Source organism: Halalkaliarchaeum sp. AArc-CO (assembly GCF_024972735.1).
Lineage (GTDB): Archaea > Halobacteriota > Halobacteria > Halobacteriales > Haloferacaceae > Halalkaliarchaeum.
This window is the reverse complement of sequence record NZ_CP087723.1, coordinates 1299705-1325973: the sequence shown is the minus strand read 5'-3', so window position 1 is coordinate 1325973 and position 26269 is coordinate 1299705. Positions and strand designations below refer to the sequence as shown.

Genomic DNA, 26269 nt, shown 5'->3' with positions numbered 1-26269 from the left:
CTCGATCAGTTCGTCAAGTAGTCCACGGCAAGTTGTGTTCTCACGATCGTCGAGGTGTAACTAGTCACCTTCTCCGGTTGGTTTTCACCATGTCGCGTCCCTTCCCGCCGCAAGCGGCGGGGTTTCCTGTTTGTTTCTTGAACAAGGATCCGGACGACGAACGGATCGACGCCCACCCGGAAATGCAGGCATTTCTCGAGCGATTGTGAGCCGGCTCGTACTGCATCGAACCCGGAACCCGTCGGACGCGCTTTGCGTAGCTTGCGAACGGTGAGAGCTGGTTACTGTACTCGATGTGGATCTGGAATTCGAGCGTGGGCTCGGCGTCCCAGCGAACGGTCACCTGCTGTTGGATCACCGTCGCACGCGGGGTGGTCGATCCGTCTCCGTCGTCCCACTCGTGGGAGGCGATCAACTCGCCGTATTTGGTACCTCTGTCGGGACACGGACGTATATCGGGAACAGTAGTGAGGGCAACAGGACAGGGCACGGAACAGCCACGACGAGCCATTGGTGGAAGCAAAAGTTTCCGTGAAATGGCTCAAGACAGCACCACCTCCCCAGGTAGATAGTCAATAAAAAGTGAACCTGATTTATTAATCCGGAGGAGGGAGTGTGAACCACGGTCGTTTCGCTCGCTACGCTCGCTGCACTCCCTGATTCAAATCCCTCACGCGTCTCTTCGACTCCACTTCGTTCCGTCAGAAGAGCCGGAGGAGGGATTTGAACCCTCGACCTAATCCTTACGAAGGATTCGCTCTGCCAGCTGAGCTACTCCGGCGTGCATTGGTTCGTATCTCGATGACGGCAATAAGGGTTCCGGATTCGGGCAACAGGTCACCGTTCGACCAGACGAACGTCCAGGCAGACGTTGAGTTCGTGTGGCGCATACGACCGAACGACGTGTTCGGTTTCGACCCGAACCTCGTACGCCTCGCCGGCCGCCTCGCGGATCGCCCGCCGTCCGGGACCGAACGGATCGCCCTCGTGTTGAATGTCGTAGTAGTGGAGCACACACTCCTCTCCCGCGAGAGCGACCGCCGTATCGAGGAATTCGCCGGCCGAGTGCGGGAGGTTCATAAAGATCCGTTCGGCCCACCCCTCCCAGTCGGTGGCGACGTCTCGAACGTCGCCGTGGATCGCCGTGATCCGATCGCTCACGCCGTTCCGGCGGGCGTTCTCCCGGAGGTAGTCGACCGCCCGCTCGTTGAGATCACAGGCCACCACCTCCGCCCCCCGGTCGGCCGCCGGGATCGCGAACGGCCCCACGCCGGCGAACATGTCGAAGACGTGCTCGTCGGGGCCCACTGTCTCGAGCACGCGGTGTCGCTCCGTCGCGAGCCGCGGCGAGAAGTACACCTCGTCGACGTCGAGCAGGAACTCGTAGCCGTACTCGCGGTGGACCGTCTCCGTCGGCGAGCTGTAGGGGTTCGACGCCCCGATATCCTCCGGGGAGACGATTACCTCCCAGTCCCGGACCCGCAGTTCGCCCCGGATCTTCGAGGCGCGGTTCAAAACGGTCCGCACAGGGATGTCCGAGTCGACGACCGCGTTCGCGATCTCGCGTGCCCGGTCGGGGTCGTCCTCGTCGAGGATGACGATGTCTCCGAGTCGTTCGTAGGTCGGGTCGTAGCCGAGGAGATCAGCCGGGGTCCGCTGTGGCTCCTGTTCGGGGAGCTCCCGCTCGGTCACCGCGTCGGCGTACTCCTCGGGAACGCTCGCCGGGTCGGTGATCGGAAGGTAGATGGTCGCCTCCTCGACGACGATCCGGTGGGTGCCGTCGAGCACGCCGGCCGACGAAAGCGCCTGTCGGACGGCCTCGCCCTGCTCCCGGGGGACCGCCACGCACGGAACGGACATACAGAGAGAAGTCAGCCGACCGGCGAAAGCGCTACGGTTCGACCGTCTCGCCGGTGGCTTCATCGACGGCCCCGTCGTCGCGGGACTCACCGGATCGCGCGTCGAGACGCGCTTCGATCGCACACGCTACGGCGTCCGGCTCCAGCGACCGGGCGTCGACGACCGGCGGGAGTTGTTGACCAGTGGACTCCTCGAGGAGATTCTCGACCGCGTGTGACACGTCGCCGGCCCGGACGAGACAGTCTGCCGACGAGACGACCCCCCGAACCCGATCGAACGTCGCGTCGGACAGCCCCGAAAACGGCGGGACCGTCACCGCGTCTGCCCCCACGTCCTCGGCCAGTACGGCGGCGTCGTCACCCTCGTGGACGGGGCCGAGAGAGATCGTCGCGTCCGTGGCCGCGAGGCGAGCCAGGACAAGCGCCGCCGGACGCCCGTTGCCGAGCACGTGGACGCGACAATCCGTTCGGAGGTCGGTACACGCCGCCGGCGAAAACGCCGTTACGCCCGGCGCGTCCGCGGCCGGCTGACCGGTCACGACAGCCGTCGCGTCGAACGTTTCCTCCAGACTCTCGGCGGTGAGCACTTCCGAGGGAGGGCCCGACGCCTGTACGCGGCCGTCCGAGAGCAACACCAGCTCGTCGCAGTATCGCGCCGCCAGGTCGAGATCGTGGATCGCGGCGACGACGGTCTTTCCCTCCTCGACGAGCTCGTCCACCAGTTCCAGGGTTCGAACCGCGTGGTTCACGTCGAGACTCGCCGTCGGTTCGTCCAGAAACAGCACCGGCGTCTCCTGGGCGAGCGCCCGGGCGAGCAAAACCCGCTGGCGCTCGCCGCCCGAGACTTCGGTTATCGACCGGTCGGCGAACTGGGTGATCTCGGTCCGTTCCATCGCCGCTCGGATCGCCTCCCTGTCGTCCGGCCCGAGCGTCCCGAACCGGGAGACGTGCGGCGTCCGCCCCATCTCCACGGTCTGCTGGACCGTAAAGGAAAACGACAGCGTCGTCGTCTGTGGAACCGTCGCAACCGTTCGGCTCACTTCCCGTGCTGGCCGGTCGTGGACCGGAACGCCAGCCACCCGAACCTGCCCGGCGTCGATGGGGAGCAACGCGCGCATCGCCCGAAGTAGCGTCGACTTCCCTGCTCCGTTGGGCCCGACGAGACCCACTAGCGTCCCGGGGTCGACGGTGACGTCGACGTCTTCGAGGATCCGGACCCCGCCGAGCGACACGTCGATACCCCGGGCGTCGACGACGGGCTCGGAAGCCGCGGCGGCGGCAGGATCGTCAGCCACCGTCTCCCCGTTCGAGAGTTCGACCGGGAGATCGCGATCGCCGTTGCCGTTGGCGTGGCTGTTGTCGCCGTTCCGTCCGGTGTTCTGCTTCGCGTTCCGTTGGTCGGTCGGGTTTCCGAACCGCCGATCCGGATCGAACTCGCCGCGGCTCACAGTTCGTGCACCTCCCGTTTGCGGAGCAGATACAGGAAGAAGGGCGCGCCGACCGCGGCGGTGACGATCCCGACCGGGATCTCCGTCGCGCCCGCCCGTGCGACGGTGTCGGCGACGACGAGGAACGCCGCCCCCGCAAGCGCCGAGGCGGGCAACAGTACGCGGTGGTCGGGGCCGACGACGAGCCGGAGCATGTGCGGGACGATCAGTCCGACGAAGCCGATGACCCCCGCGACGGCGACCCCGGCGGCGGTGATCACGCTGGAGGCGGCAAGCAGGATCCGTTTCGTGCGTTCGACCTCGATCCCGAGCCCTTTGGCGTCCTCCTCGCCCAGAAGGAGGACGTTCAGGTCCCGGGAGTAGGCGAGCAAAACGACGAAAAGGATCGGAACCACCAAAAGCGTCGCCTGTACCTCGCTCCAGGTCGACCCCTGGAGGTGACCCATGAGCCACGCGACGACCTGTCTGAGGCTCTCGCCCGCCTGGAGCTGGAGATACGAGATCATCGCACCCAGGAACGTCTGGACGGCGACCCCAGCGAGCAACAGCGTAGCGACCGGGGTCCTGCCGTTTTCAGTCGCGATCACGTAGACGGCAAACGCGGCGAGCAACGCCCCGGCGAACGCCGCCCCGCGAAGCCCGAGCCCGAACGGCAGCGCCAGCGGCGCGACGATGAACACCGTCGCACCCAGCGCCGCGCCCGAGGACACGCCGATGATCGACGGGTCCGCCATCGGGTTACGGAAAAATCCCTGCATCACGGTGCCGGCCGCCGCAAGCGAGAAGCCGACGAGTGCGGCAAGCAGGATCCGCGGGAGCCGAACCTGCATCACGATCCGTTCGTGCGTCGAATTGACCGGGTACGCAGTCAGCGGGCGCCAGCTCAGATCGATGCCGGGGAGCTGCAACAGCCCGCCGATCACAACACCGCCCCAGGTCAACTCGAGTCCGGCCGGAACCGGGATCGAATTGAGGAGGATCTTCGCGATCTCGGTCGGCGGGATCGTCACGGGGCCGATCCCAGCCGCGACCGTCACCACGACCGCAAGCAGCGCAGCTAACAACGTCGACCACGCCACTGCTCGCGATTTTGCCGACCGAGCCGCCGGCTCCCACCGCGTTACGGCGCGGACCAGCCGGTCGACTCCCTCGGTGCTCACATCTACAACCCCACTTTCAATAGATAAATACTTATTGGGTTAACGCTTCGGACAAGATGATGCAACGGACAGCCATCGTTGTTTCGATCCTCGTTCTTTTGGCCGGCGTCGGCGTCGCCCCTGCGGCCGGTGCGGCGTCTTCATCGGTTGCGGACGTGGACGAACCCGACGCGACGTACGAACCGTGCGAGTTCCCGGTCGAACTGACCGACGCGACCGGCGAGACGGTGACGATCGAAGAGAAGCCCGAACGAGTCACCACGATCGGGCCGAGTGCAGCCCAGACGATGTGGGAGATCGGCGGTGAAGAGCAGGTCGTGGGCGTCTCACAGTTCGCCCACTATCTCGATGGCGCCGAGGAGAAGGCCAACGTCTCCGCCGAATTCGGCGCCAGCGTCGAACAGGTCGTCGCGACCGACCCCGATCTGGTTCTGGCTCCGAACGTCAGCGCCCAGGACGTCGAACCCCTCCGCGAGGCCGGCCTGACAGTCTATCACTTCCCCGAGGCGACCGACACGGACGACGTCGCCGAGAAGACGGAAACGATCGGCAAGCTCACCGGGAACTGCGAGGGTGCCGCCGAGGCGAACGCCTGGATGCACGCCAACGTCGACGCCCTGAACAGCGTTACCGCCGAGGCCGACGAGCGTCCTGCCGCACTGTACCCCCTCGGTGACGGCTTCGTTGCCGGCGGCAACACGTTCATCGACGAGATCATCACCGTTTCCGGTGCCGACAACGTCGCACACGAACACGAGGACTTCCCGCAGCTGAACGACGAAGTGCTGCTCGAGATGGATCCCGAGGTTCTCGTGGTGACGATGCCCGGTGTCTTCCTCGAACAGGAACCGTACGCCTCGACGACTGCCGGTGAAACAGAGTCCGAAGTCGTCGTCGATGTGCAGTGGCTGAACCAGCCAGCACCACGCAGCATGGTGGAGGCGACACACGAACTCGCCGCGCAGCTGCATCCCGAGCTGTACGACGAGAGCGTCTACGTCGAGCGATCGGAGATCACCGTCGAGTCGGTCGATGAGGCGGCCGAGGAAGAGAGCACTGAAGCGCAGGAAACCGAAGAGGAAGGTGCTGACGAACAGACACCCGAAGAGACGCCCGACGACGCTGCCGACGTGACGACGCCCGGCTTCGGCGTCGTCGTCGCCCTCGTCGGGACGCTTTTGGCCGCACTGCTGGCGCTCCGGCGCGTCGAATAGGTTCGCGGACGCTGTTGCTGACTCGTTTTTAAAATCAGCAGCCTCCCGACGATCAGGCGGCCGCCTCCGTGCCGTCACGCCACCGGAGATACATATACGGGATCACCGCGAGGATGGCGAACACGAGCGTCGCGAGCCCCCACAGCACCGCGTATCGGCTTCCGCGAGCCCGCGCGTCGGTGTACACCCAGTAGGCGACTGCGACGAGGATGCCGTACACTGCACCGTAATAGAGGAGCGACCGAATCGTCGGCAAACTTTCCACCACCAGCGGATCCATTAGTCCTTTTTCAGGTGGGAGCGAGTAAAAACCCAGCCATCGAGCGTGGCTACAGCCGACCGTCCGACGGAACGAGCGTCGAGTCGGTCAGATCGGCGGCCATCACGAAGTCAGGTTCGTCCGCGACCGGAACACGTGCTGTGGCGACGTCGCTGATCCACTCGACGCCCTCGGGAATCATCACGCGAACGTTGTCGACGCCGACGGCTGCCGCGTCCCGTTGTACGGCCGCAAACAGGGAGTCGGCCGCCTCGGGAGTGTCCCACGCGCCGACCGCGTACAGCGCCCACTGCTCGGGTTCACCGTCCTCGTTCTCGCGCTCGAAGGTCCGATCCCGATAGGTGAACCCGCGGACGCCCCGATCGTGAACGGTGAAGAGACGGTCCTCGTTTGCCGCCGTCTGGAGCTTTTCTGGGGTGAGTTCCGAGAGCGCCCACGATTCGCTGTCGTCCATTGCGAGTCCGCGGAGGTGGGTCCTGGTCTCGGATTGACCCCAGAACGTCCAGGCGCCGACCGCGTCGGCGCCGATCGACAGCGCGGGGTCGACATGGCCGTCGGGCTCCGGTCTCGCGTACCGAAACTCCGTACAGGGATCGAAACCCGCCGAACGGGACTGGCCGAGGCCGGCCACGTTCCAGGAGAACACCATGTTGCGCACCACCGTCGCCCCCCGATCCTCAGCCCACTCGAAGATCGCGTCGGTGAGCAGCCGCGAGATCCCCAGTCCGCGGTACTCCGGATGCACGCGCATCCCCTGTGCCCACGCTTCATACTCCGAGAGCAACACCCCCTGACAGAGCCCGGCGATCTCGCCGTCGTCGTCGACATCGGCGGCGCCATCACCGTCCTCGGTGCCGCCGCCGTCAGCATCGTCCTCGACGACGAGCACGAACGTGCGCTGGTTGGGTCCATCCGTTTCGACCCACTCTGAGAACACCCGCGGAATGTAATCGGAGGCGTCCCTACCGCTCCAGGTGTCGGCCGTAAACGCGACAACGTCGGCTTCGTCCTCCGGTCGTGCCTGTCTGACCGTGACGTCGATCCCGCCGTCGGCCGCGTCATCACGAGAGCTCATGACGGATCCACCCCCGTTATCGCCACGGCTGCGATTCGGCGGTCAGTTCGCCGGCGAGGTCGGTCCGCATCGCCTCGGCGACCGACTCGGCCGCGACGGCGTCGCCGCCGACGTTCCCGAGCACCCACATCAGCTTCACCTTCGCCGTGCCGGGGAGCGTGTCGCCGCCCTCGATCACGCCCGCATCGAGGATGTCCCGACCCGTGTCGTAGACGCGGTCGCAGACGCGACCCTCGAGACACTGGCTGGTCATCACGACGGTGGTGCCGTCCTCCGCCAGCTCCTCGAGTCGAGGGATCAGGTCCGTGTGGACGTGACCGAGGCCGGTCCCCTCGACGACGACGCCGTCCTTCCCGTCGAGGTACTCCCAGGCGGCCGGATCCATCCCGGGAGTGAACTTCACGAGTTCGACGTCGGGCTCCAGCTCCGGGGACAGCGAGAGGTCGACCGCCCCGCGGTCCCGGTAGTCGCGACGGAACGTGATCGCGTCCTCGGCGACGCCGCCGTCCCCGCCGGTCTCGGTGGCCGCCTCGTAGTCGACTTCCCCGAGCGGTTTCGCCCCGACAGTTTCGAAGGCGTCCCGGCGGGAGGTGTGGTTCTTCCGCACCCGGGTGGCCCGGTGGAGCGCACAGACGTCGTCGGAAGCGCCAGCGTGCATGCAGACCAGCACCTCGGCGTGGTCGGCTTTGGCGGCCTCCACCGAACAGACCGCGTTCATCACGTTGTCCGAGGAGGGCCTGTCGGCGGAGCGCTGGCTGCCCGTGAACACGATCGGCACCGGCGTCTCGAGCATGAACGACAGCGCCGACGCGGTGAACTGCATCGTGTCGGTCCCGTGCATGACGACGATGCCGTCCGCTCCGGCGTCGATCTCCTCGTGGACGGCCCGCGCGAGATCCTGCCAGATCGGCACCTCCATGTTCTCCGAGAGGATGTTCGCCACAACGCGCCCGCGGTAGTTGGCCCGCCCGGCGAGTTCGGGAACCGCCCGGAGAACGTCCTCGGCGTCGAACTGGGCGGTGACCGCACCCGTCCGGTAGTCGACCGTCGAGGCGATCGTTCCCCCCGTCGAGATCAACGAGATGGTCGGGAGGTCACCCTCGAACTCGATTTCTGACACTCCGTCCTCGCCGGCTCCGCCCCCGTCGATGTTGTGGACGGACGACTCCAGAACGTCGATTGACGCCTCCTCGCGATCGATTCCGACGTTGTAGCCGCCGTCGAGCTTCACCACCAGATACTCCTCGGTGGTGGAGGGCAACAGTACGCCTTCGTTCGTGACGCCTCCGCGCTCGACGCGGACGCGATCTCCCGGTTGCATGCACGCGGGTTTTCCGTCTGCGGACTTGAAACCATCCGTTCGCCCGTACGCGGAACCGTGTGCAACTGGGGATCGGCCGAGGATCGACCGAGGATCGATCGGGGATCGATCGGGGATCGACCGCGGATCGGAGTCCGCGACCTTTTAAGTCGCCAGCAGACCGGCGTACAGACAGTCACATGTGGGTCCGATCGGAGTACGCGGGCGAGCTCGCGGTAATCTCGGCGTGGGTGGCGGTGCTGGTGCCGTGGAACGTGTCGGTCAGCCAGCGCGTGTTCGACGGGCGGTTTCTCTCGGTGCGGTTTCCGCTGTTCGAAATCCAGTACGGCTGGGGGTTCGCGATCCCCGAACTGAACGGGATCGCGCTGCACTCGATCCCGGCGGCGATCCGACTCCAGGCCGGCGAGAGCGTCGCGGTCGCCTACTGGGTGTGGGGCGGGGCTGGTGCCGTGGTAATCGCTGCGGCGCTGGTGGGCGTCGTATTCTATCTGCGTGAAGAAACCGTCGAATCCGGACCTGTCGACCCGGTCAGGCTCGTCGGCGCGCTGCTGGTTCTTTCCGGGGGGCTGTTCGCGGCAGCGACCTACCTCCGGTTCAGGTTCGGGCTCCCCGAATACCCGGTCCCGGTGGGCACTGTCATCCTGCTCGTGTTGGGCGTCTTGCTGCTCCGCGTGGAGCGGCGAACCTGACTCCCGAGGGTCGACGCTTATAAGAGCAGCCCGTCGACGATGACCTCTTCGAGGAGAAACAGCACCGCGATGCCGGCGGTGAACCCGAGCGCAGTCCGGCGGGTCACGAGCGTTGCCACCTCCGAACTGATGAGGTCGGCCATCTCCCACAGGACCTGTACGATCGCCCCGAAGGCGACGGCGAAAAAGAGGGTGGCGACCAGCGCCGAGTCGACCAGGCTACCGATCCAGCCCCCGACGATGACCCCGCCGCCCGCGAGCAGACCCAGCGCGGCGAAGTGACGCAACGGCGGCGCTTCCTGTTCGCGAGCCAGGGCGGCGATGACGGCCGGTCCCTCGGTGACGTTGTGGATGATGAACCCGACGGCCAGAAGCGCCACGAGTCCGAGCTCCCCGAGCACGAACGCGCTCCCGATGGCGAGCCCCTCGCCGATGCTGTGTAATCCGAGGCCGATCGCGACCAGATACGCGACCCGGAGCCCGTCACCCGAAACAGCCGCGGTTTTTCGCTTCCGCCATCGGCTTGCGAGTTCCATCGTCACCACAGTGACGAGCACGGCTCCGACTGCGACCGATTCGCCGAGGTACGGCGCCGGAACGGCAGCGGCGAACTCGACCGCCTCGAGACCCATCTCGACGGCGATATACGCGAGGATCCCCGCCGAAAACGCCAACACTGCGTGGATCCACCCCAGATCGAGCCGCCGGAAGTACGGGAACCAGAGCATGCCGACGACGACCGGAAGGATCCCCGCGACGAAGCCGATCCCGGTCAACACCACGATCACGTCCAGCGTCGCCGTCGCGGCGAGCCAGTCGACGCCTACGAGCGAAATCACACCGTAAAGAGCGGCAACGACGATCGCGAGGACGAAGAACGGTCCGAACGCGAGCATCCAGTCGGGATACTCGTCGTGACGAACCCGACGAGAGAGTGCCATACCGGTGGTACTACCCTCCTAAATAAAAAATTTGGCTTCCCTAATTCTGCTCCAGCGTGAACGTCTCGGTGGTCCGGATCGCCTCGCCGTGAACCTGATCCTCGACAGTGAGCGTCAACTCGTACTCGCCCGGCGGATCATCCTCGAACGTCGAGATGGCCTCCCAGATGGCGAGGATGTGGTGTTCGCCGACCCGCTCCCAGTGCTCCTCCCTGTCGTCTACGTCCCAGGTGCTCCCGTCGGGTGCGTCGATCTCGAACGTGTACACGAGCCTGGCAGTGCCAGCGCTGTCGACGGGGACGTGGTGGACCCTCACGAGGAGCCAGATCGTGTCCCCGACAGCGTACGTGTCGTTCGGCTGGGGGTCGTAGTCGTCCATTCCATCCGGTTCCCCGTCGGTGAACACCACCCGCTCGAATTCGAACTGCACCAATCTGAACGGGCGGGAAATCGAGGCCGTTTGGTCGGACTCACGATCGGTCAGGGTGACCTCGAGAGTGTACTCGCCGGCCTCGGGAACGTCCAGTTTCCCGGTGTCGAATCCCTGGGTCACGTACACCTCGTTCGGGAGCTCCCCGAGCGTTGCCTGAGGGATCGATATTGGCTCTTCGATAGCCGCCAGTTCGGTCCCGTCGGGGGCGAGAATCGTCCACTGGGAGTCGAGCTGCGGCTCGTCCGCATCGGGGCTGACGTTGGAGGCTTCCAGATACACCCAGACCATCTCGCCCACCTCGTACCGGTCGTCAGGTTGAGCCGTATACTCGCCGTGACCTTCTGCCCGAGTTGACGTGAACGCGAACCGGTCGATCGAAAACGGCGGTCTCTCCTCGTCCTCTTCTGGACCGTTGTCTTCGGGTTCCTCGGCTTCCGGATCGCCGGCCGGATCAGACAGACAGCCGGCACCCACTGTCGCGCCAACGACCACTCCACCCTTGACGACGAACGCGCGTCGAGTATTCACGGGTACTCACCCCTATTGCTCCAGCGTGAACGTTTCGGTGGTCCGGATCGTCTCCCCCACGCTCTGTTCCTCGACGGTGATCGTCAGCTCGTACTCGCCCGGCGGATCCTCCTCGAACGTCGCAAACCCCTCCCAGATGATCAATACGTCCCCTGACTCTACGTCCTCCCAGCGTTCTTCCCGGTCATCTTTGTCCCACGTGTCCCCGTCCGGCGTCTCCACGTCGAACGTATATTCGAGTGTTGCAGTCCCGTCTTCATCTGTAGGAACGTTCTGGACCGCAACGAGAACCCAGACCGTCTCGCCGACCGCGTACGTGTTGTCGGGCTGCTCGTCATACTCCTCGTACCCCTCCGGCTGTCCGTCCGTGAACGCCACCGTCTCGAACTCGAACGGGCCGTCATCGGACGACATTCCTGTACAGCCCGCAAGCGTCGCCGAACAGGCGAGCGCGGCTCCCCCCGCTAACAGGTACCTTCGTGTGACCATGTGTGAAAATTCGTCCGCGATGAAATCTATTCCGTGTGATATTCTCTCAAAACGATAACATCGTCCCACTTTTATCTATCTGTACGTGTGACATTCCCGAACCCAGACCGGTACGATCGGCGATCTGATTTCCCGTTCGTCTGGATCACCCCTCTTCAGTGCGGGTTCGCGGGCGAACCTTCATACATCATCACACTGTAGTATCGAACACTATGGACTGCCGAGTCGTCGTCGAAGCTGCGGTGCCGGTGTACGACGTGGAAACGCCCGACGAGGCGATTCGGATCGCAATTTCGAAGACGGGAGAGATGTTGAACCCGGATCTCAACTACGTGGAGATCAACATGGGCGAGCGAACCACCCCAGACGGGAAGTCGTTGCCGCCGGCGTTCATCGCCGCCGACGAGGCGCTCGTCGCGCTGGAGCTGGAGATGACGGTGTTCAACGTCGAACGGGAAGAACACGCGAGTCGGATCGCACGCAAGGAGATCGGACAGCGACTCCGCAACATTCCCCTCAAAGTGCTCGAGGTCGAAGTAATCCCGGACGAGCAAGACGAGCAAAGCGGTGAGGAAGGAGACGGGAACGGCCGAACCGAGGAGGGCGACGGATCCGACGACCCCACCGATAGCGGATCGGACGACGAAAACGGAGGGAACGGTAACGGGGACGACGACCTGCTGCCGGAGTTCGAAGAGATGGTAGACGAGTAATCGACAGTCGGGCGAGGAAGTGCCGACGGGATCCATCCTGCATCGGACATCGACTGTCCGGTGGTTCCTGTACAGGCGGTCGAGGCGACTGCCCCGGGACTTGACCCCGGGGTGAGTTCCCCGTATTCTGCGGCTCTATTCAGTCGAACCGTATCCGTCGAGTAGTTCGGCGAGTGCTCCGTGGCGCTCGGTCGTGTGTGGTGCAGTGAGCGGTGACACCGACACCCGTCCGTTCATGACTGCGTATCGATCCGTTCCCTCGGGTTCTGGAAGGGTGCCGTCGGCCATTCGCTCCCAGATTCTGTCCCGGAGCCGGATCGAATCCCCGTTTCGTTCGGCGGTCATGTCGTACAGCCTCGATGGTCTCGTGACCTCGACGGGCAGACGATCCCCCGCAGCCCCTCCGCTGTCGGCGTTCGGCTTGTCGGTCGCATCGTACGGGGCATTGACGTTGAGGTAGTCGACGCCTTCGAACACCCCGGCGTCGATCGCGTGCTCCGCCAGGAACGTCGCGATTTCGACGGGTTGTCGGAAGTCTTCGGGGTCGGTCGCCAGCTTCTCCCAGTCGTCGGAGACGGGGATGTAAAGCGAGACGGCGATCGCAGGCACCTCGAAGAAGGCCGCCTCCACCGCGGCGGAGACCGTCCCCGACCGACCCAGCGTGTACGCCCCGATGTTCGCGCCTTTGTTACAGCCCGCGACGACCAGGTCGACGTCGGGACAAAGCACCTCCAGTCCGGCGACCGTGCAGTCGGCCGGGGTTCCTTCGATCGCGTAGCCGAGTTCGTGTTCCTCGACGGGCACCTCGTGTGACAGCGCTCGACCGACCGAACTCCGGTCGTTCTTGGGTGCGACAGCAACGACGTCCGCGATCTGTGAGAGGCCGTCGTACAGCGCCCGGAACCCGACGGTGTCGATCCCGTCGTCGTTCGTCAGCAGGATCCGCATCCGACCATCGTCCATACCCGAATCTGGCTGCGTACCCTGAAAAGGGCTCGGTCGCAACCGGCGGAGAGACGACAAGCGGAACGCACACAAGGCCGGGGATAAATACGTCGACCATGGGACTCGGTGGAACCGCAAAGAAGATCCAGACGCTCGCGGACACGGCCGAAAAGATGTATCAGCGGCTCAACGAACTCCGCGAGCAGGTACAGGCAACCCACGACAGCGTCACCGACACGACCGATCGCGTCAAGCGGCTCGAAAACGAGATGGCCGAACAGCGTGCGCTGTTGAACGCCGTCGCCGAAGAGCTCGACATCGACGTCGAAACTGTGAGTGCAGAGGCACACATCTCCGACGCCGAAGGGATCCAGGAAACCGCCGAGGAAACTCCAGAACAGGAACATGACGCCGAATCCGGCGGAGGCAAGGCGGAGCCATCCGACGATGCTCCGACGGAAAGCGGCGACCGAGAGGACCCCGAAACAGCGGGAGATTAGTAGCGCGGGCGAGAACCGCCAGTATGGAGACGACGAAGGCGTTTTCCGGTCTCGAGTGTACCGACTGCGGTGCCGTTCACGACGCCGACACCGCAGGAGGCTGCCCGAACTGTAACGGACCGCTCGATCCGACGTACGACCTCTCGGCCGTCGACGTCCACGCCGACGTGATCGAACGCCCTCCGGATCCGGTCGGTATGTGGGCGTTCGACGCCGTGTTGCCCTTTCCCGCAGGCACCCGGGTGAGCGCAGCCGAGGGAGGTACGCCGCTCGTCGACGCCGATCGGCTCGCCGAAGAACTCGGCGTCGCCAGCGTGGAGATCAAAGACGAGTCCCGAAATCCGACCGGAACTGTTCTCGACCGGGGACTCAGCCTCGCTGTGACCGCTGCAGCGGGTCACGCGGAAGGAAGCGATGTCGAACCGCTGGCGCTCGCTGCAGCGGGCAACGCCGCCCAGTCGGCTGCGGCGTACGCCGGCCGGGTGGATCTTCGGCTGTACGCGTTCGTCCCCTCGCGGTGTGCGTTCTCGAACAAGGCGATGGTGAACGTCCACGGCGGGGAGATGCAGGTCGTCGGCGGACGCTACGAGGACGCCCGGGCGGCGATCGACGACCAGCTCGCGGCCGACTACTACTCGCTGCAGGAGTTCACCACGCCGTATCGCCACGAGGGAGTCAAAACCGTCGCGCTGGAGCTGCTCGCAGATCGGGACTGGACGGCCCCGGATGCCGTGTTCGTCCCCACCGGGACCGGCGAACTCCTCGTGGGGGTCGTCCGGGGATTCGAACTCGCCGCCGACCTGGACCTGATTGAGCGCATTCCCGACGTAATCGCGGTCCAACCATCCGGCTGCGCACCGATCGCAGCGGCCCACGAGCAGGGTCTCGGCCAGCCGGAGCCGTGGGACGTTCCCGACACGATCGTCGGGGAACTCGAGATCCCCGATCCCGAAGGTGGGGCACGGGCGCTCGGGGCGCTCGATCGGATCGGCGGCCGGGCAGTCACCGTCGAGGACGAGGAGATCCTCGAGAGCGCAGTGACGATCAATCAGACCACTGTCGTGGAGATGGGCCCCGGCGGCGGGGCTGCAGCCGCCGGCGCCTGGGAACTCGCATCACAGCTCGATTCCGACGCCGAGGTCGTACTGCTCAATACCGAATCGGGTGGGAAAACCCCGGACGTGCTCCGAAGTCACCTGATGAGCAAGGGGATCTGAACTGCTGCCGCGACGGAAAGACATATCCCGTGCCAACAATTACCAAACTTCGGACCATGACCGCGCATTCCGACGACGGGTCACAGTTGGATCGGTCGCTGTCAGCGGACGCCACCCTGTCGGCGTTCGGCGACGACACCGTGGAGGCGTACGAGGACGACGGGAACGTGGTGTTTTACGACGCGGAAAACCCTCTCGCGTGGGTCGAGGCGGCGGTGGCGGTTGATCTGAGCGAACACGCGTGACCGCCAGGCTGCCCTGAAGAGCGAATCGCTTTTTCCCGACGGCTGCCTACCTGCGAGCAGTGACCGAAACCGGCGGCGCGGAGAAGACGGTCGACGAATCCGACGAGTCCGGCGACTCCGGTGAGTTTACAGAGCGGTTCGACCTCGCGGAAACGGTCTCCATCGAACCAAGTTCCGTCGAAATTCCCGAAGCACCGTCGGTTCAGACCTTCGGAGGGGACGGCACGGACGAACAGCTCGAGGGGGCGATCCAGGAGGTCCATCCGGATCTGCTCCGGCTGTTCGTCGCCAGCGTCGTCGCGCTGAACCTCGCGCTGTTGGCGTTCAGCCTCGGCGTCATGGTGTGGTACTTCGAGGGGATGACCAGGATCGGCGGCGGGCTGGTGCTCGTCGGGGTCCTCGCCGGCTTTCGGACGTATCAGTACTACCGTGAATACGACGCACGCGACTGGAGCGAGGAAGATCCGACAGATTCGATTGAATCGGAGCCGACAGACGAGGCGGTGACGAATCCGTGAGAACTGTTCGTGACGAGAACGGCACGGTGTACGTGCTGTTGCGCGAGTCCTCCGACGCCAGTCTCGTTCGGGACCCGGCCACCGGCGAGACCGCCCACCTGCCGAACACGTCGCTGGAACCCGTCTCCGGCGAGTCGCCACTGTCAGTGGCCGCGAGCGGGGTCCCGGAACCTGTGCGGGTAGTACTCACGGCCGTTCACGACGAGCGGACTCTCGGACTACTCGTCGAACTCGTCGACAGGGAGCGCGTCTCGGCCCGCGAGTTGCTCGACGCCGTCGATCTCTGTGAGTCCGACCTGCACGGGGCGCTGTCGGAGTTTCGCGCTGCCGGACTGATCGAGGAGGCGACTGTCGACGGTCGACGGGGGTATGCCGTCACAGAACTGGCGCGCCAGGGGATCGGCACGATTCGGGACGGCGATCCACACGACGATAGCTGAAATGTCGACAGCGCGAGCCTCGTCGACAGGGTGTCACTCGGTTAATGAAAAAATATTCGGAGTGGGAAACCAGGCTGGTTGATGTGACGGGCAGGTCTATGATACTGTATGACGAGTCAGGGCCTCGACGCGTGTCTCGAACTCGTCGCCGATCGGCGGCGGCGCCGAATCGTCCGCGAGCTGCGGCAAACGAAGGACGGTGAGATTACCGTCGAGGCCCTCGTGGATCGATTGCACGACTCCGAATGGGCCCGGGAGGACGACTCGCATCTGGAGCGGGACCGTATCGCACTCCACCTGCACCACAACCATCTCCCGAAGATGGCAGACTTCGACGTCGTCGAATACGATGCCGACAGCGGGACGGTCCGATATCGGCCCCACGAACGACTCGAAGCGATACTCGATTCCCTTCCCGAGGAGTCGATACCCCCCAGCCCCTGATCTCCGCTCTTCTCTGGGGGCCAACTATCGGTCAGCGGCTCACCGGTTCAAGTCGGTTTTATCGAGCTGCCAGGTGAATATCGCTTTCAGGACCGCAACCAGGCTGTTCGCCTCTCCTTCTCCCCAGATCGCAGTCTCGGATCTCGGATCGGACGGGCTGGCGTCGTCGCCGTTGAGAAGCGCGCTCACGAGGATCGTTCGACCGTCGACCATCAACAGCCGACCCGCCGGCGTGTCCGACCAGAGCCACAGCGACTCGAACACCGTCGCCCCGGGGATGTCCGCTTGAATCCGCTCTTGAACGGCCGGGGAAATCCCCGCGAGTTTGATGGAGACACCCCGGTCGTGAGCCGCACTGAGGCCTGTGATCAGTTCGTCGACCAGGAGATCCTCGACAGTCATGTAGACGATTTCTTCCTCCGCCTCGTCGAAGAACTCGAGGACGCGTTGTGTGACGGCCGGCTGTCCGTCCACCGTCCAGACCCCCCGCTGTTCGGTACGTCGATCGATTGGCTGGAGTTCCTCCAGCGCCGCCAGGAGCGTCGTCGTTCGATTGTGCAGTTCGCGCTCGAACGTGCGTGCTGCGGTTTCCGCAGAGACGGTCCAGAATTCCTTCGGCGTCGAGTGCTGGACGTCCACGAGACCCCGATCACTGAGTTCCTCGACCGCGTCGTACACGCGGGTGCGTGGAACCTCCGAAACCCGGCTCACCTCCCGTGCTGTTCCCGTGCCGAGACTGGACAATGCGACGAACGTCCGGGCGGCGTACGTGCTCAAACCGATCTCCTCGAGTTGCTCGATCGCGACCGAACGTGGGTTTTCGGGTGGCTCGCTACTCATCAGTTCGATGGTTCGACATCAGTAGTACCCCGACCACGAGTGTGGCCGGGGAGCACGCAGCAGCAAGGTGGTTGGGACACAGCACTGAACTGCGTGCCAGTGGAAGGTTAGCTTTCGGGTGGTATATCTCTTTTGTGATTAAACGGGTGACTATCTGATATCGAGAATCCTGGAACATCTCCACAGAGAATAAGACAGGCCAAATTAGTCACTCGTAAAATCACAACAAAATATTCAAACCGTGTTAGGCGCCGTACTCGACGCAGATATTGGACCCCTCGGCCACCGGTCGTTTTTTCGTGGTGGTGAGAGTGACAAAAACTAACCGTGCCGGGGTCGAAGTACCCTGCACAGTCCCGGGACATTCCGGGAGGTTGGGACACATGGATACAACGGAAAAACTGGAAGAGGCGATCGCGGTCCTCCAGCAGTTGGGCCTCAAGGAGTACGAGGCCCGCTGTTTCGTCGGACTGATCCGCCTCGAGACTGGCACGGCAAAGAAGCTCAGCGAACTGACCGAGGTCCCCCGGACGCGGGTGTACGACGCGATCCGAGTGCTGGAGGCACAGGGTCTCGTCGAGATACAGCATTCGAGTCCACAGCAGTTCCGAGCGGTCCCGCTCGATGAGGCCACGGAGACGCTTCGCGACCAGTACGAGGCGCGCGTCGAGCGCCTCCAGAACACCCTAGAGACGGTCGAAACCGTCGACAACCAGGACGAATCGCCCGTTCAAGAGGTGTGGGCGATCGCGGGGCACGACGCGATCGAAAACCGGACGAACGACCTCATCGAGGACGCAACAGAGGAGATCGTTTTCGTCGTCGGCGACGAATCGCTGCTGACCGATGACCTGCTGGATACACTCGAGGCGGCCAGCGATAACGTCGAGGTGATCGTGGGTACGTTGTCGGAATCAGTACAGGACCGGATTCGAACTGCCGTCCCGGAGGCGACGACGTTCGTTTCCGGCCTCGAGTGGTTGGGTACAGAGAACCCCACAGAGAACGATACCGCAGTCGGTCGGTTGCTGCTGGTGGATCGGTCGACCATCCTCGTGAGTTCGATCGTGCCCGAAACGAGGGAGGAACGGGCAATCTTCGGTGTCGGATTCGGAAACGGCCTGATCGTGATCGCCCGTCGACTCATGGCCCAGGGGCTGATACCGGTGCGGGATCCGGGGAGTTGAGAACCCACCCGACTACTCGTCGTTCTTCTCGTTCTTCTCGTTCTTCTCGTTCTTCTCGTTCTTCTCGTTCTTCTCGTTCTTCTCGTTCTTCTCGTTCTTCTCGTTCTTCTCGTTCTTCTCGTTCTTCTCGTTCTTCTCTTTCGCCTCCGAGAAAGCGGGATCGCTCGGCATCGCCATCAGGCTCGTCCGACAGTCGCGACAGTACTCGAATAGCTCCGCCTCGCCCGGTCCGAGATCACCGACGAGGTCTCCCACCTTTTCGCGCATCACGTCGGTCGACGCCGTCGAGGCGAACGGCTCCCCACAGCCGGCACACTGCATCACCTCACCCTCGTACACCGTCACCCACGGTTCACCACCTCTCGCTTCCGGCAGTAGCGAGAGATCGAGGCCGTCGTGCATCTCCAGAACGTCCTCGAGACAGCCCTCCGCACAGATCCCACAGTTCACACACAGTTCGTGGTTGAACTCGAGGCGTCCCTCCTCGATGGTCCGGCGGATCGCGTCGGTCGGACAGAGCGTCGCACACGTCGGCGTCAGCGTACAGCCCTCGGCGACCTCCATGTACCCGAAGTCCGTCAGTCCACGAATCAGTTCGCGATCCGGATCGGCGTGGTCGATGATCGTCCGAACCGATTCGAGCGCCCAGTCGTGGCTGGCGAACGCCGGTGTCGAGCTGTCGTACCTGTGCTCCAGGCTGCCGGGCAGGGGATCGATTCCCGCGTTGCCGCCGACCGCGTCGAGCCGTCCGGTGGCAACGTGTTCGCCAGCCGGAACCGGCGAGGGATCCAGACCGTCGACGAACTCCCGGACAGACTCGGCGAACTCCGTGGCCGACTCGACTGACTCGGCCGTCGCTCCGGGCGACGGCGAGAGGAACGCGAACCGCTCTCCGAGACCCAGATCGGCGGCTACCCGGTTACACCGCGTTACGAGTTCGGCGGTCGGGTTCGGCCCCGAATGACTGCAGTCGTCCCCACAGCCCAGCACCGCGACCCCGTCGGCACCTGCTGCGAGCGCGTGCAGCAGGTGAGCTTCCCCGACCGTGTCCGTACAGCCGATCGACACCGGGAGCAACGGTGGATAGTCGATATCGGTTTCTCCGGCCGCCTGCAGTTGTCCGTACTCCCTGATCGCCCCCGCTGCACGTTCCGAACAGACGAACGCAACGACGGGTGTCTCGATCCCTTCGTCGTCGCCGCCGAAGAGCCACTCGCTCGGCCCCCCGGATCCGCCGTCGGTGGGCGAGACCAGCGCTTCGACCTGCCGTGCGATCCGTTCGTTCGACGGGTTTCGGAGCCGAACCGCCCCGGTCGGGCAGGCGCTCGTACAGGCACCGCAGTTCAGACACGCCTCCGGGTAGAACTCGACGGCGTCGACGGCGGCGCGTTCGACCGCACCGTGCGGACACGCCTCCACGCAGTCGTTACAGCCGGACTGTCCCGAATCGCCCGCCACGCAGGCGTCCATCTCCAGATCGAGATGCGCGAGTTTTTCGATGCCGCCCAGCAGCGACTCCACCGCGAGGGCGGTCCCGGCGTCGACCGCCCCAGTGTGGTAGCCGACCTCCCGTCCCTGTGTCCTCCGCTCCCCCGCCGGATACACGACCTGGTCGAACTCGATCGATCGACGGATCCCGTCCATCTCGATGGCATCGGTCGGACAGCAGTCGGTCCACTCGCCGTCCGGCGCGTCGGGGGCGATGTCGACCGGATACCGGGTGATCGCACCGTCGGGGGCCTGTCGGACACACGCCATACAGGAGACGCAGTCCTCGGAGACGCGCGACTCGACGGTCACCGTGAAGTCGCCGAACCGGCCGTCGATCTCCACCAGACGACCGCGTTCGACGAGGACGTTCTCGAGATCGTCGGTCCACGACGCGAGTTCGCTGCCGTCCGCAAACAGGGTGACCTCGGCCGCTTCCGGGAGCGCGGCTGCCGCCTCCGGGTCGCCGATCACGGCGACCCGGGAACCGGCTTCTCGTTCGAGTGTCCCGCCACGACCTTCGGCCGAATCGACCTCGCGGCCGGCCACGGCGGCGGAGATCAGGCGCGCCGTCTTGTCACTCGCTACCGCCTCCTTGTGGATCCATCCTGCGCCTTCGCGCTGATCGACGAACGTTACTGCCTCCCCGTCGATCCCGACTCCCGCTGCGAGGTCGCGGAATCCGGCTCGGACCTGCGGCTCGGGACAGGTAATCACGACCTCGTCGAGTTCGTGTTCCGCGAGGACATTACGCATCGCCGGCAGCCCCTCCTCGCCACAGAGGTGCGAGGAGCTCGCGATCACGTCGGCCCCGTCGATCCCGTTTCGCACCGCCTCGAGATCCAGCTCGCACGTGTCGACACACGAACAGACGAAGGCTCCAGTGGTCATCCGCTAGAAATAGCTGGTACACACAAAAATGTGTTCGGCGGATACCCAGGTTTTGAGATCGGTCGGTCACCGACGAGTGCTCCGAACCTTTGACTCCCCCGCCTTCAAAGGAGGTCCCGCGAGGAGTTGGTCACGACCAGCAGGCTGCTCGTCGCCATGGCGACTGCGGCGAAAAGCGGGTTCAGCAGGCCGGTGATCGCAAGCGGGATCGCGATCGCGTTGTAACAGAACGCCCATCCCACGTTCCCTTTCACCCGCCGGTCGGTCGCCCGCGCCAGTTCGAAGACGGTTTCGACGCTCTCGAGGTCGTCCTCGAGCACGGCGACGTCGGCGGCGTCGGCGGCCATTGCGGTGCCACCGCCCATAGCGATCCCGAGATCGGCGCTTGCAAGCGCCGGCGCGTCGTTGGTGCCGTCGCCGACCATGACCGTTCGGCCCCGCTGCCCGAGGCGGGACACTGTCTCGGCTTTTCCCTCCGGTGGGACGCCGGCGAAAACCCGGTCGATCCCCGGATGGTTCGAGAGCGTCTCGGAAGCCGCGGAGTCGTCGCCGGTCAGGACCACCACCTCGACGCCCCGCTCGGCGAACCGGTCGATCGCGGCCTCCCACCCGGGCCTGAACTCGTCGCCGACAGTCGCCACGCCCTCGACAGCGCCGTCACGTCCGACGAGTACCGGAACGCGTCCGGCCTCGCTGGCCGTCTCTGCCGCCGAATCGACTTCCTCCGGAACCGTCCATCCTCGCCGCTCGAACAGGGCCGGATGGCCGACGGCCACCTCCCTGCCGTCGACGACGCCGGAAACGCCGTCGTCGTGTGATCGGTAGTCGTCGACGGCGGGCGTCACCGAGGCAGTCGCTCCGCCATCGAAGGCGACGTCGGCCGAGGAACCGTCGTAGTGGCCGAACGCCTCCACGATCGCTTCCGCGACAGGGTGGCCGGATCGGCGCTCCAGCGCGGCTGCGGCCGCGAACGCCTCCGCCGGTCCCGTCGAATCGAGGACGCTCATCTCGCCGGTCGTGAGCGTCCCGGTCTTGTCGAAGACGACGGTGTCGGCGCCGTGGATCCGCTCGAAGACGGTTTCGTCGAAGATCACGAGACGCCGTTCGAGCGCCTCCCTGACCCCGGCGGCGGTCGCGAGCGGGGTCGCGAGCCCGAGCGCACACGGACACGAGACGATGAGCACGGTCAGCCCGACCAGAAGCGCCGCGGTGACGCCCGAACCAGTGACGAGATACGCCGTGGAGACGACCGCCGCGAGCACGAGAACCACGGGGACGAATATCGTGGCGAGCCTGTCCGCCAGCTTCTGAATCCCCCGGTTGGAGCTCTGGAGATCCCACACCATCGTCGAGAGTCGGTCGATGCCGCTTTCGCCGCCCGGTGCGACCTCCACCACCAGCGCGCCGTCGCGGACGACGGAGCCGCCGACGACCGCGTCCCCGGGTTCCCGTGTGGCTGGCAGCGACTCGCCGGTGATCACCGCCTCGTCGACAGCCGCCGTTCCCTCCAGGACGGTGCCGTCGACCGGAACGCGCTCCCCCGTCCGGACGAGCACGCGTTCCCCGCCGACGAGGTCCTCGACCGGGACGGTTTCGCCGTCTGCGACTTCTCCAGGAACGGGATCACCGGAGATGGGATCGCCGGAGACGGGATCGCCGCCGTCCGTTTTCCCGTCCCCGGGATCGGGCAGCAGTCGCGCCTCGCGGACCCGCACCGTCGACAGCTCCGAGAGCAGTTCCGTCGCGCGGGATTTCGCTGTCGATTCGTAGTGGCGACCCACCGTCACGACGACGACGATCGCTACCGTCACGTCGTAGTAGACGTGGGTGCCACCGGTCGCGACGACGAGATGACTGTAGAGGTACGCGCTCACCGCCGCGATCGAGACCAGCAGATCCATGTTCGGCGATCGGGTCCGGATCGCGACGTACGCGCCACGCAACAGGGGTTTGCCGGCGACGACGAGCACGATCGTCGTGAGTACCGCGATCACGACGAAGAGGTAGCGACCCCCGGTTGCGGCCATCGACTCCGCGAGGAACTCGGCCGTCCGCTCGTCGTAAAACAGGCCGTCGAAGTACGTGGGATAGATGAGAACGACGTACTGGAACATCACCATCATCCCGAACAGGACGCCGACCGCGAGGCGGACGAATGCGGTGTTTTCGGCCTGTCGTCGCGCGAACTCGTCGTCGCGTGCGTTCGCCCGGTAGCCGAGCCCCGTCAGTCGCTCTGTGAGTTCCTCGTCGTCGACGGCGTCGGGATCGTGGTCGATGCGGACCGTATCGGTGACGTAGCTCGCCCGGGCGTTTTCGACCCCGTCGGTTCCGCAGGCGACGGATTCGACGAACGACTCGCAGGTGACACAGTGCATCCCGTCGACACGGAAGAAGCTCCGTTCGTAGCCGTCGGGGACCGACTCGGAGTCCGAATCCCCGACGCTTCGTTCGGAATCGTCGACGGCAACCTCCCGGCGCCTGCGGACCTCTTCGGCGTCCACTCCGTCGACGTCGGCGAGCGCGTCGGACACGTCGAGACAGCCGCGACAGCAGAACGTCTCCCCGTCGTCGTTTCGGATCGGCGGCGTCGCTGTCGGAAGTCCACAGAGCCTGCAGCCGTCCTCGGGGGTGGATGCTCGGTTCCTGCGGTCAGTGACCATGTCCGGGCGTCTCCAGCGGCTGATAGAACGGAATCTCCGGGTGCGGAAGGTGGATTCCGTACAGCATCAGTCCGTGCTGGAGTGGAATGTACCCGAGAAGGATAAACGCCGCGCCCAGAACTCGGTGGAGCTGTCGCCGGCGGGTCGGGCCGACAGCCTCGATGAGCGTCCCGTAGAGGAACACAGCCGGGATCGTCCCGAGGCCGAGCGCCGCCAGCGCGAGTCCACCGGACGTCGCCGACCCCGCGGCGAACGCATACAGGTACGCCGGATAGAGGATCGGACACGGGAGTAGCCCGTGGAGGCTCCCCAGCCCGACGATCCCCGGTCCGGATGCGAGCCGGTCGAGCCGGGTCGTGAGCGCGGCGACCAGGCGGTTTCCGCCGATTCCGAGATGGAGGCCGGGTGCCGCGCGGCCGACGAGGTAGTAGACACCGATGGCGATGACGACGAGTCCGACGACGATTCCGACCGAACCTCGGATCGCGTCGGTGATCCCGGTGAGCGTCCCCGTCGTGAGGTAAAACAGCCCGCCGAGCGCGCCGAAGGCGGCGCCGATTGCGGTGTAGCTGGCCGCCCGGCCGAGGTTGAACAGCCCGTGTTGACGAACCTCGAAAACCGTCAGTCGTTCGCCCGGTTCGGAGATTCGCTCGTCCATGCGCCCGGCGTAGATCGTCACCAGCGGGCCGCACATACCGATACAGTGTGCGCCACCGAGCAGACCGATCAGGAAAAACAGCACCAGTTCCCCGCCGGCGGCGTCGGCGAGCCGGTCGAGGCCGTCGAACTGCAAAAGCGTCCACGCGCCGGCGTTCATAAGCTACCCCCGTATGCGACGTACAGCTGTCCGACGCCGGCGACGACGAGCACGACGCCGGCAAACCGCTGGAGGAGTTCGGGTCTGTCGCCGAGGCGTTCGAACCCGAACCCCGAGCCGACAGCGATCGCGACGGTCGCGCTGGTGAGCAACAGTCCGAGGCTCACCGCATACGTCAGGAACACGGCGATCGTCCCCGTCGCAGGAAACGCCAGCGACTGGACGACGACCCCGAAGAAGACGGGGGCGACACAGCCGGCGGCCGCGGCCGCATAAAGGCCGCCGAACAGCGCGAACCCCGGGACCGACGCCCGTCGTCCGGGGAGCCGAACGTGCCATCCACGCCCGACTCGAAGGAGGGTGATCAGGCCGAATCCGATCAGTGCGATCCCGACGCCGACCTCGAGGAACGGCAGAGAACTCCGAACCACGTCTCCGGCCGCCGCCGCGAGAACGCCTAACCCGAGGACCACCCCGACCGCACCGGCGGCCGCCGCGAGCCCGCGGATGGCAGCCCCCGAGAGGGTCGGGCCGCGGTCGCCGGTCGCCGAGACGTAAAAGCCGACGTAACCGGGGAGTAACGCGTACGCACACGGCGAGAAAAACGTCGCGACTCCCGCGACGCCTGCAACCCCGAGCGCGCCCGCGAGCCCGGTCATGAATCGACCCCGAACGTCTCCCCGACGAGCGATCGGAGTTCGGCCTCCGACTTGTATCCCCGGTCCGTCTCGAGCACTCGTCCGTCCGGATCGAGGAGGATCGTCGTCGGCGTGTCCGAGAGGTCCAGTTCGCGCGTCAGATCGAGATCCGTATCGTAGCCCACTGTCCAGTCGCCGCCGTGTTCGCGCCACCACGCCCGGACGTTCTCGCGGGAGACCGTATGCCCGATCGGCTCGTTCGTCACCGAGACGAACCACACGTCGTCGCCGAGATCCGCCTCCACAGCGGCGATGGCGGGCATCATCCGGGCACAGACGGTACACCACGTCGCGAAGAACTCGACGACTGTCGGCCGATCGTCGTCGGGAATCAGTGACGTTCCGGCCTCGCTTCCCGGCGCGTCGATCGTCTCGATCTCCACGGGATCGATGCGTTTGGCCCCGTCGAAGAGCCGCGATCGGAACGCGACCGCGCCCCCGGCGCCGACCACCCCGAGGCTCGCGATTCCGGCGATCGTCTCCCGCCGGTTCACCGGTATCCCTCCCTGACTGTATCGAGGTCGTCGATCACCCGGGCGGGCGACGGCGACCCGGGGTTGTAGCCCCGCTCGACGTATCCGTCGCGGTTCGCGAGGACCGTGACCGACGTGTGGACGAACTCCATCTCCTCGCTCTCCTCGTTCGGTGTGTACGCGTCGGTTTTCTCGTATCCGACTCCGAACCTCTCTGCAACGACCTCCCGTGCCCGCTCTTCGGATTCCGGTCGGAGGAACTGCCAGTTTTCCGCCGTCGGGTCCGCGCCGACGTATTCCGAGTACTCCCGCAACACTTCGGGCGTGTCGTAGACGGGGTCGAACGTGATCGGCACCAGCGCGATTTCGTCCTCGAACCCACCCTCCGCTGCGTGGGCCTGCACTTGCGCCAGGTTGCCAGTGAGCGCCGGACACACCATCGAACACCGGGTGAACACGAACGTCACGAGCGTCTCCCGGTTGCCTTCGAATTCCGTGGTAGTCACCTCGCGATCGTGCAAGGGGGACGGCAGCGTCGCTTCGGGGAGTCGCTGCCCGTATGCTGGAAACGAGAGCGCCTCGCTTTCTGCGTCCTGGTCCTCGGGCGGGCCCAGGACCGTGTCGTCGTCCCCGAGACAGCCGGCCAGTGCTCCTCCGAGGCCGACCGCGCCCACGGTCGCAAGATAGCCGCGTCGACTCGTCGGTCGGTTCATTACCGTCTTTCAGGAGTGGAGCGTGAAAACGGAAGTGGTGCGA

The 26269-nt window shown here is 65.2% G+C and carries 28 protein-coding genes and 1 tRNA gene; 10 read left to right on the top strand and 19 right to left on the bottom strand.

Going from position 1 to position 26269, the window contains the following annotated elements; all coding sequences use genetic code 11:
* Window positions 1-64: 64 nt before the first annotated feature.
* The 5 genes from AArcCO_RS07185 to btuC form a co-directional block, all read right to left on the bottom strand.
* Entirely contained in the window at window positions 65-490 is a 426-nt protein-coding gene (locus AArcCO_RS07185) for a hypothetical protein (protein ID WP_259536069.1), read from the bottom strand.
* Window positions 491-708: 218 nt separating this feature from the next.
* A tRNA-Thr gene (locus tag AArcCO_RS07180) sits at window positions 709-781 on the bottom strand.
* Window positions 782-837: 56 nt separating this feature from the next.
* On the bottom strand, window positions 838-1860 hold the full coding sequence (locus AArcCO_RS07175; RefSeq protein WP_259536067.1) for a class I SAM-dependent methyltransferase: 1023 nt from the start codon (window positions 1858-1860) through the stop codon (window positions 838-840).
* A gap of 31 nt (window positions 1861-1891) precedes the next feature.
* Complete coding sequence (locus tag AArcCO_RS07170; protein WP_259536065.1) at window positions 1892-3307, bottom strand: ATP-binding cassette domain-containing protein; 1416 nt, start codon at window positions 3305-3307, stop codon at window positions 1892-1894.
* Complete coding sequence (gene btuC / locus AArcCO_RS07165) at window positions 3304-4443, bottom strand: vitamin B12 ABC transporter permease BtuC (RefSeq protein ID WP_345780882.1); 1140 nt, start codon at window positions 4441-4443, stop codon at window positions 3304-3306. The genes AArcCO_RS07170 and btuC overlap by 4 nt, the downstream gene beginning before the upstream one ends.
* An 83-nt stretch (window positions 4444-4526) precedes the next feature.
* On the opposite strand from btuC, the gene AArcCO_RS07160 reads away from it, so the two are divergent.
* Window positions 4527-5681 carry a PGF-CTERM-anchored ABC transporter substrate-binding protein gene (locus AArcCO_RS07160; protein ID WP_310562052.1) on the top strand — a complete coding sequence of 385 codons (1155 nt, stop codon included), beginning with the start codon at window positions 4527-4529 and terminating at the stop codon, window positions 5679-5681.
* A 52-nt stretch (window positions 5682-5733) separates the two neighbouring features.
* Here the strand turns inward: AArcCO_RS07160 and AArcCO_RS07155 are convergent, their stop codons facing one another.
* The 3 genes from AArcCO_RS07155 to gatD are packed head-to-tail and all read right to left on the bottom strand — an operon-like array spanning window position 5734 to window position 8357.
* On the bottom strand, window positions 5734-5961 hold the full coding sequence (locus AArcCO_RS07155) for a hypothetical protein (RefSeq protein ID WP_259536061.1): 228 nt from the start codon (window positions 5959-5961) through the stop codon (window positions 5734-5736).
* A 49-nt stretch (window positions 5962-6010) separates the two neighbouring features.
* Window positions 6011-7036, bottom strand: coding sequence for a GNAT family N-acetyltransferase (locus AArcCO_RS07150; protein WP_259536059.1), 1026 nt, complete (start codon window positions 7034-7036; stop codon window positions 6011-6013).
* A 16-nt stretch (window positions 7037-7052) separates the two neighbouring features.
* Window positions 7053-8357 (bottom strand): Glu-tRNA(Gln) amidotransferase subunit GatD, encoded by a 1305-nt coding sequence (gatD, locus tag AArcCO_RS07145; protein ID WP_259536057.1) that lies wholly within the window; start codon window positions 8355-8357, stop codon window positions 7053-7055.
* A gap of 179 nt (window positions 8358-8536) precedes the next feature.
* Here gatD and AArcCO_RS07140 point away from each other — a divergent pair, with 179 nt between their 5' ends.
* Window positions 8537-9046, top strand: a complete 510-nt coding sequence (locus AArcCO_RS07140) for a DUF7549 family protein (RefSeq protein WP_259536055.1) — start codon at window positions 8537-8539, stop codon at window positions 9044-9046.
* Between the two features lie 17 nt (window positions 9047-9063).
* Here the strand turns inward: AArcCO_RS07140 and AArcCO_RS07135 are convergent, their stop codons facing one another.
* From AArcCO_RS07135 to AArcCO_RS07125, 3 genes are read right to left on the bottom strand one after another with little or no spacing between them, the layout of a single operon-like run.
* On the bottom strand, window positions 9064-9987 hold the full coding sequence (locus tag AArcCO_RS07135; protein ID WP_259536053.1) for a ZIP family metal transporter: 924 nt from the start codon (window positions 9985-9987) through the stop codon (window positions 9064-9066).
* Between the two features lie 40 nt (window positions 9988-10027).
* Window positions 10028-10948, bottom strand: coding sequence for a hypothetical protein (locus tag AArcCO_RS07130; RefSeq protein ID WP_259536051.1), 921 nt, complete (start codon window positions 10946-10948; stop codon window positions 10028-10030).
* A 12-nt stretch (window positions 10949-10960) separates the two neighbouring features.
* Window positions 10961-11437: a hypothetical protein gene (locus AArcCO_RS07125; protein WP_259536049.1), complete on the bottom strand. Its 477-nt coding sequence runs from the start codon at window positions 11435-11437 to the stop codon at window positions 10961-10963.
* 212 nt (window positions 11438-11649) lie between these two features.
* Here AArcCO_RS07125 and AArcCO_RS07120 point away from each other — a divergent pair, with 212 nt between their 5' ends.
* On the top strand, window positions 11650-12150 hold the full coding sequence (locus tag AArcCO_RS07120; protein WP_259536047.1) for a DUF555 domain-containing protein: 501 nt from the start codon (window positions 11650-11652) through the stop codon (window positions 12148-12150).
* 135 nt (window positions 12151-12285) lie between these two features.
* Here the strand turns inward: AArcCO_RS07120 and surE are convergent, their stop codons facing one another.
* Window positions 12286-13113: a 5'/3'-nucleotidase SurE gene (gene surE / locus AArcCO_RS07115; protein WP_259536045.1), complete on the bottom strand. Its 828-nt coding sequence runs from the start codon at window positions 13111-13113 to the stop codon at window positions 12286-12288.
* Window positions 13114-13211: 98 nt separating this feature from the next.
* Between surE and AArcCO_RS07110 the strand changes: the two genes are divergently transcribed.
* The 6 genes from AArcCO_RS07110 (at window position 13212) to AArcCO_RS07085 (ending at window position 16459) form a co-directional block, all read left to right on the top strand.
* Window positions 13212-13595 carry a DUF5798 family protein gene (locus AArcCO_RS07110; RefSeq protein WP_259536043.1) on the top strand — a complete coding sequence of 128 codons (384 nt, stop codon included), beginning with the start codon at window positions 13212-13214 and terminating at the stop codon, window positions 13593-13595.
* A gap of 23 nt (window positions 13596-13618) precedes the next feature.
* Entirely contained in the window at window positions 13619-14812 is a 1194-nt protein-coding gene (locus tag AArcCO_RS07105; RefSeq protein WP_259536041.1) for a threonine synthase, read from the top strand.
* A 56-nt stretch (window positions 14813-14868) separates the two neighbouring features.
* The gene (locus tag AArcCO_RS07100; protein ID WP_259536039.1) at window positions 14869-15057 is read left to right on the top strand and encodes a DUF7331 family protein; all 189 of its coding nucleotides are present in this window, start codon (window positions 14869-14871) and stop codon (window positions 15055-15057) included.
* Window positions 15058-15116: 59 nt separating this feature from the next.
* Window positions 15117-15575 carry a DUF7322 domain-containing protein gene (locus AArcCO_RS07095; protein WP_259536037.1) on the top strand — a complete coding sequence of 153 codons (459 nt, stop codon included), beginning with the start codon at window positions 15117-15119 and terminating at the stop codon, window positions 15573-15575.
* Window positions 15572-16015, top strand: coding sequence for a DUF7346 family protein (locus AArcCO_RS07090; protein ID WP_259536035.1), 444 nt, complete (start codon window positions 15572-15574; stop codon window positions 16013-16015). Before AArcCO_RS07095 ends, AArcCO_RS07090 begins: the two co-directional genes overlap by 4 nt.
* Before the next feature lie 108 nt (window positions 16016-16123).
* Complete coding sequence (locus AArcCO_RS07085) at window positions 16124-16459, top strand: DUF7344 domain-containing protein (protein ID WP_259536033.1); 336 nt, start codon at window positions 16124-16126, stop codon at window positions 16457-16459.
* 39 nt (window positions 16460-16498) lie between these two features.
* On the opposite strand, the gene AArcCO_RS07080 is transcribed toward AArcCO_RS07085, so the two are convergent.
* Entirely contained in the window at window positions 16499-17299 is an 801-nt protein-coding gene (locus AArcCO_RS07080; RefSeq protein WP_259536031.1) for a TrmB family transcriptional regulator, read from the bottom strand.
* A 383-nt stretch (window positions 17300-17682) separates the two neighbouring features.
* Here AArcCO_RS07080 and AArcCO_RS07075 point away from each other — a divergent pair, with 383 nt between their 5' ends.
* A complete protein-coding gene (locus tag AArcCO_RS07075) occupies window positions 17683-18486 on the top strand; it encodes a TrmB family transcriptional regulator (protein ID WP_259536028.1) in 804 nt (267 codons plus the stop codon).
* Window positions 18487-18498: 12 nt separating this feature from the next.
* On the opposite strand, the gene AArcCO_RS07070 is transcribed toward AArcCO_RS07075, so the two are convergent.
* The 6 genes from AArcCO_RS07070 to AArcCO_RS07045 form a co-directional block, all read right to left on the bottom strand.
* The gene (locus tag AArcCO_RS07070) at window positions 18499-20865 is read right to left on the bottom strand and encodes a hydrogenase iron-sulfur subunit (RefSeq protein ID WP_259536026.1); all 2367 of its coding nucleotides are present in this window, start codon (window positions 20863-20865) and stop codon (window positions 18499-18501) included.
* A 104-nt stretch (window positions 20866-20969) separates the two neighbouring features.
* On the bottom strand, window positions 20970-23525 hold the full coding sequence (locus AArcCO_RS07065; protein ID WP_259536024.1) for a heavy metal translocating P-type ATPase: 2556 nt from the start codon (window positions 23523-23525) through the stop codon (window positions 20970-20972).
* Window positions 23515-24342 (bottom strand): sulfite exporter TauE/SafE family protein, encoded by an 828-nt coding sequence (locus AArcCO_RS07060; RefSeq protein ID WP_259536022.1) that lies wholly within the window; start codon window positions 24340-24342, stop codon window positions 23515-23517. The genes AArcCO_RS07065 and AArcCO_RS07060 overlap by 11 nt, the downstream gene beginning before the upstream one ends.
* Window positions 24339-25001 carry a cytochrome c biogenesis protein CcdA gene (locus AArcCO_RS07055; RefSeq protein WP_259536020.1) on the bottom strand — a complete coding sequence of 221 codons (663 nt, stop codon included), beginning with the start codon at window positions 24999-25001 and terminating at the stop codon, window positions 24339-24341. The genes AArcCO_RS07060 and AArcCO_RS07055 overlap by 4 nt, the downstream gene beginning before the upstream one ends.
* Window positions 24998-25534, bottom strand: coding sequence for a TlpA family protein disulfide reductase (locus AArcCO_RS07050; protein ID WP_259536018.1), 537 nt, complete (start codon window positions 25532-25534; stop codon window positions 24998-25000). Before AArcCO_RS07050 ends, AArcCO_RS07055 begins: the two co-directional genes overlap by 4 nt.
* A complete protein-coding gene (locus AArcCO_RS07045; RefSeq protein WP_259536016.1) occupies window positions 25531-26226 on the bottom strand; it encodes an SCO family protein in 696 nt (231 codons plus the stop codon). Before AArcCO_RS07045 ends, AArcCO_RS07050 begins: the two co-directional genes overlap by 4 nt.
* Window positions 26227-26269 lie beyond the last annotated feature (43 nt).

Excerpts from the sequence above, each read along its gene's own strand:
- AArcCO_RS07175 (WP_259536067.1), bottom strand. The coding sequence starts at position 1,860 with ATGTCCGTTCCGTGCGTGGCGGTCCCCCGGGAGCAGGGCGAGGCCGTC.
- AArcCO_RS07160 (WP_310562052.1), top strand. The coding sequence starts at position 4,527 with ATGCAACGGACAGCCATCGTTGTTTCGATCCTCGTTCTTTTGGCCGGC.
- AArcCO_RS07155 (WP_259536061.1), bottom strand. The coding sequence starts at position 5,961 with ATGGATCCGCTGGTGGTGGAAAGTTTGCCGACGATTCGGTCGCTCCTC.
- AArcCO_RS07150 (WP_259536059.1), bottom strand. The coding sequence starts at position 7,036 with ATGAGCTCTCGTGATGACGCGGCCGACGGCGGGATCGACGTCACGGTC.
- gatD (WP_259536057.1), bottom strand. The coding sequence starts at position 8,357 with ATGCAACCGGGAGATCGCGTCCGCGTCGAGCGCGGAGGCGTCACGAAC.
- AArcCO_RS07140 (WP_259536055.1), top strand. The coding sequence starts at position 8,537 with ATGTGGGTCCGATCGGAGTACGCGGGCGAGCTCGCGGTAATCTCGGCG.
- AArcCO_RS07135 (WP_259536053.1), bottom strand. The coding sequence starts at position 9,987 with ATGGCACTCTCTCGTCGGGTTCGTCACGACGAGTATCCCGACTGGATG.
- AArcCO_RS07125 (WP_259536049.1), bottom strand. The coding sequence starts at position 11,437 with ATGGTCACACGAAGGTACCTGTTAGCGGGGGGAGCCGCGCTCGCCTGT.
- AArcCO_RS07120 (WP_259536047.1), top strand. The coding sequence starts at position 11,650 with ATGGACTGCCGAGTCGTCGTCGAAGCTGCGGTGCCGGTGTACGACGTG.
- surE (WP_259536045.1), bottom strand. The coding sequence starts at position 13,113 with ATGGACGATGGTCGGATGCGGATCCTGCTGACGAACGACGACGGGATC.
- AArcCO_RS07110 (WP_259536043.1), top strand. The coding sequence starts at position 13,212 with ATGGGACTCGGTGGAACCGCAAAGAAGATCCAGACGCTCGCGGACACG.
- AArcCO_RS07105 (WP_259536041.1), top strand. The coding sequence starts at position 13,619 with ATGGAGACGACGAAGGCGTTTTCCGGTCTCGAGTGTACCGACTGCGGT.
- AArcCO_RS07100 (WP_259536039.1), top strand. The coding sequence starts at position 14,869 with ATGACCGCGCATTCCGACGACGGGTCACAGTTGGATCGGTCGCTGTCA.
- AArcCO_RS07085 (WP_259536033.1), top strand. The coding sequence starts at position 16,124 with ATGACGAGTCAGGGCCTCGACGCGTGTCTCGAACTCGTCGCCGATCGG.
- AArcCO_RS07080 (WP_259536031.1), bottom strand. The coding sequence starts at position 17,299 with ATGAGTAGCGAGCCACCCGAAAACCCACGTTCGGTCGCGATCGAGCAA.
- AArcCO_RS07075 (WP_259536028.1), top strand. The coding sequence starts at position 17,683 with ATGGATACAACGGAAAAACTGGAAGAGGCGATCGCGGTCCTCCAGCAG.
- AArcCO_RS07070 (WP_259536026.1), bottom strand. The coding sequence starts at position 20,865 with ATGACCACTGGAGCCTTCGTCTGTTCGTGTGTCGACACGTGCGAGCTG.
- AArcCO_RS07065 (WP_259536024.1), bottom strand. The coding sequence starts at position 23,525 with ATGGTCACTGACCGCAGGAACCGAGCATCCACCCCCGAGGACGGCTGC.
- AArcCO_RS07060 (WP_259536022.1), bottom strand. The coding sequence starts at position 24,342 with ATGAACGCCGGCGCGTGGACGCTTTTGCAGTTCGACGGCCTCGACCGG.
- AArcCO_RS07055 (WP_259536020.1), bottom strand. The coding sequence starts at position 25,001 with ATGACCGGGCTCGCGGGCGCGCTCGGGGTTGCAGGCGTCGCGGGAGTC.
- AArcCO_RS07045 (WP_259536016.1), bottom strand. The coding sequence starts at position 26,226 with ATGAACCGACCGACGAGTCGACGCGGCTATCTTGCGACCGTGGGCGCG.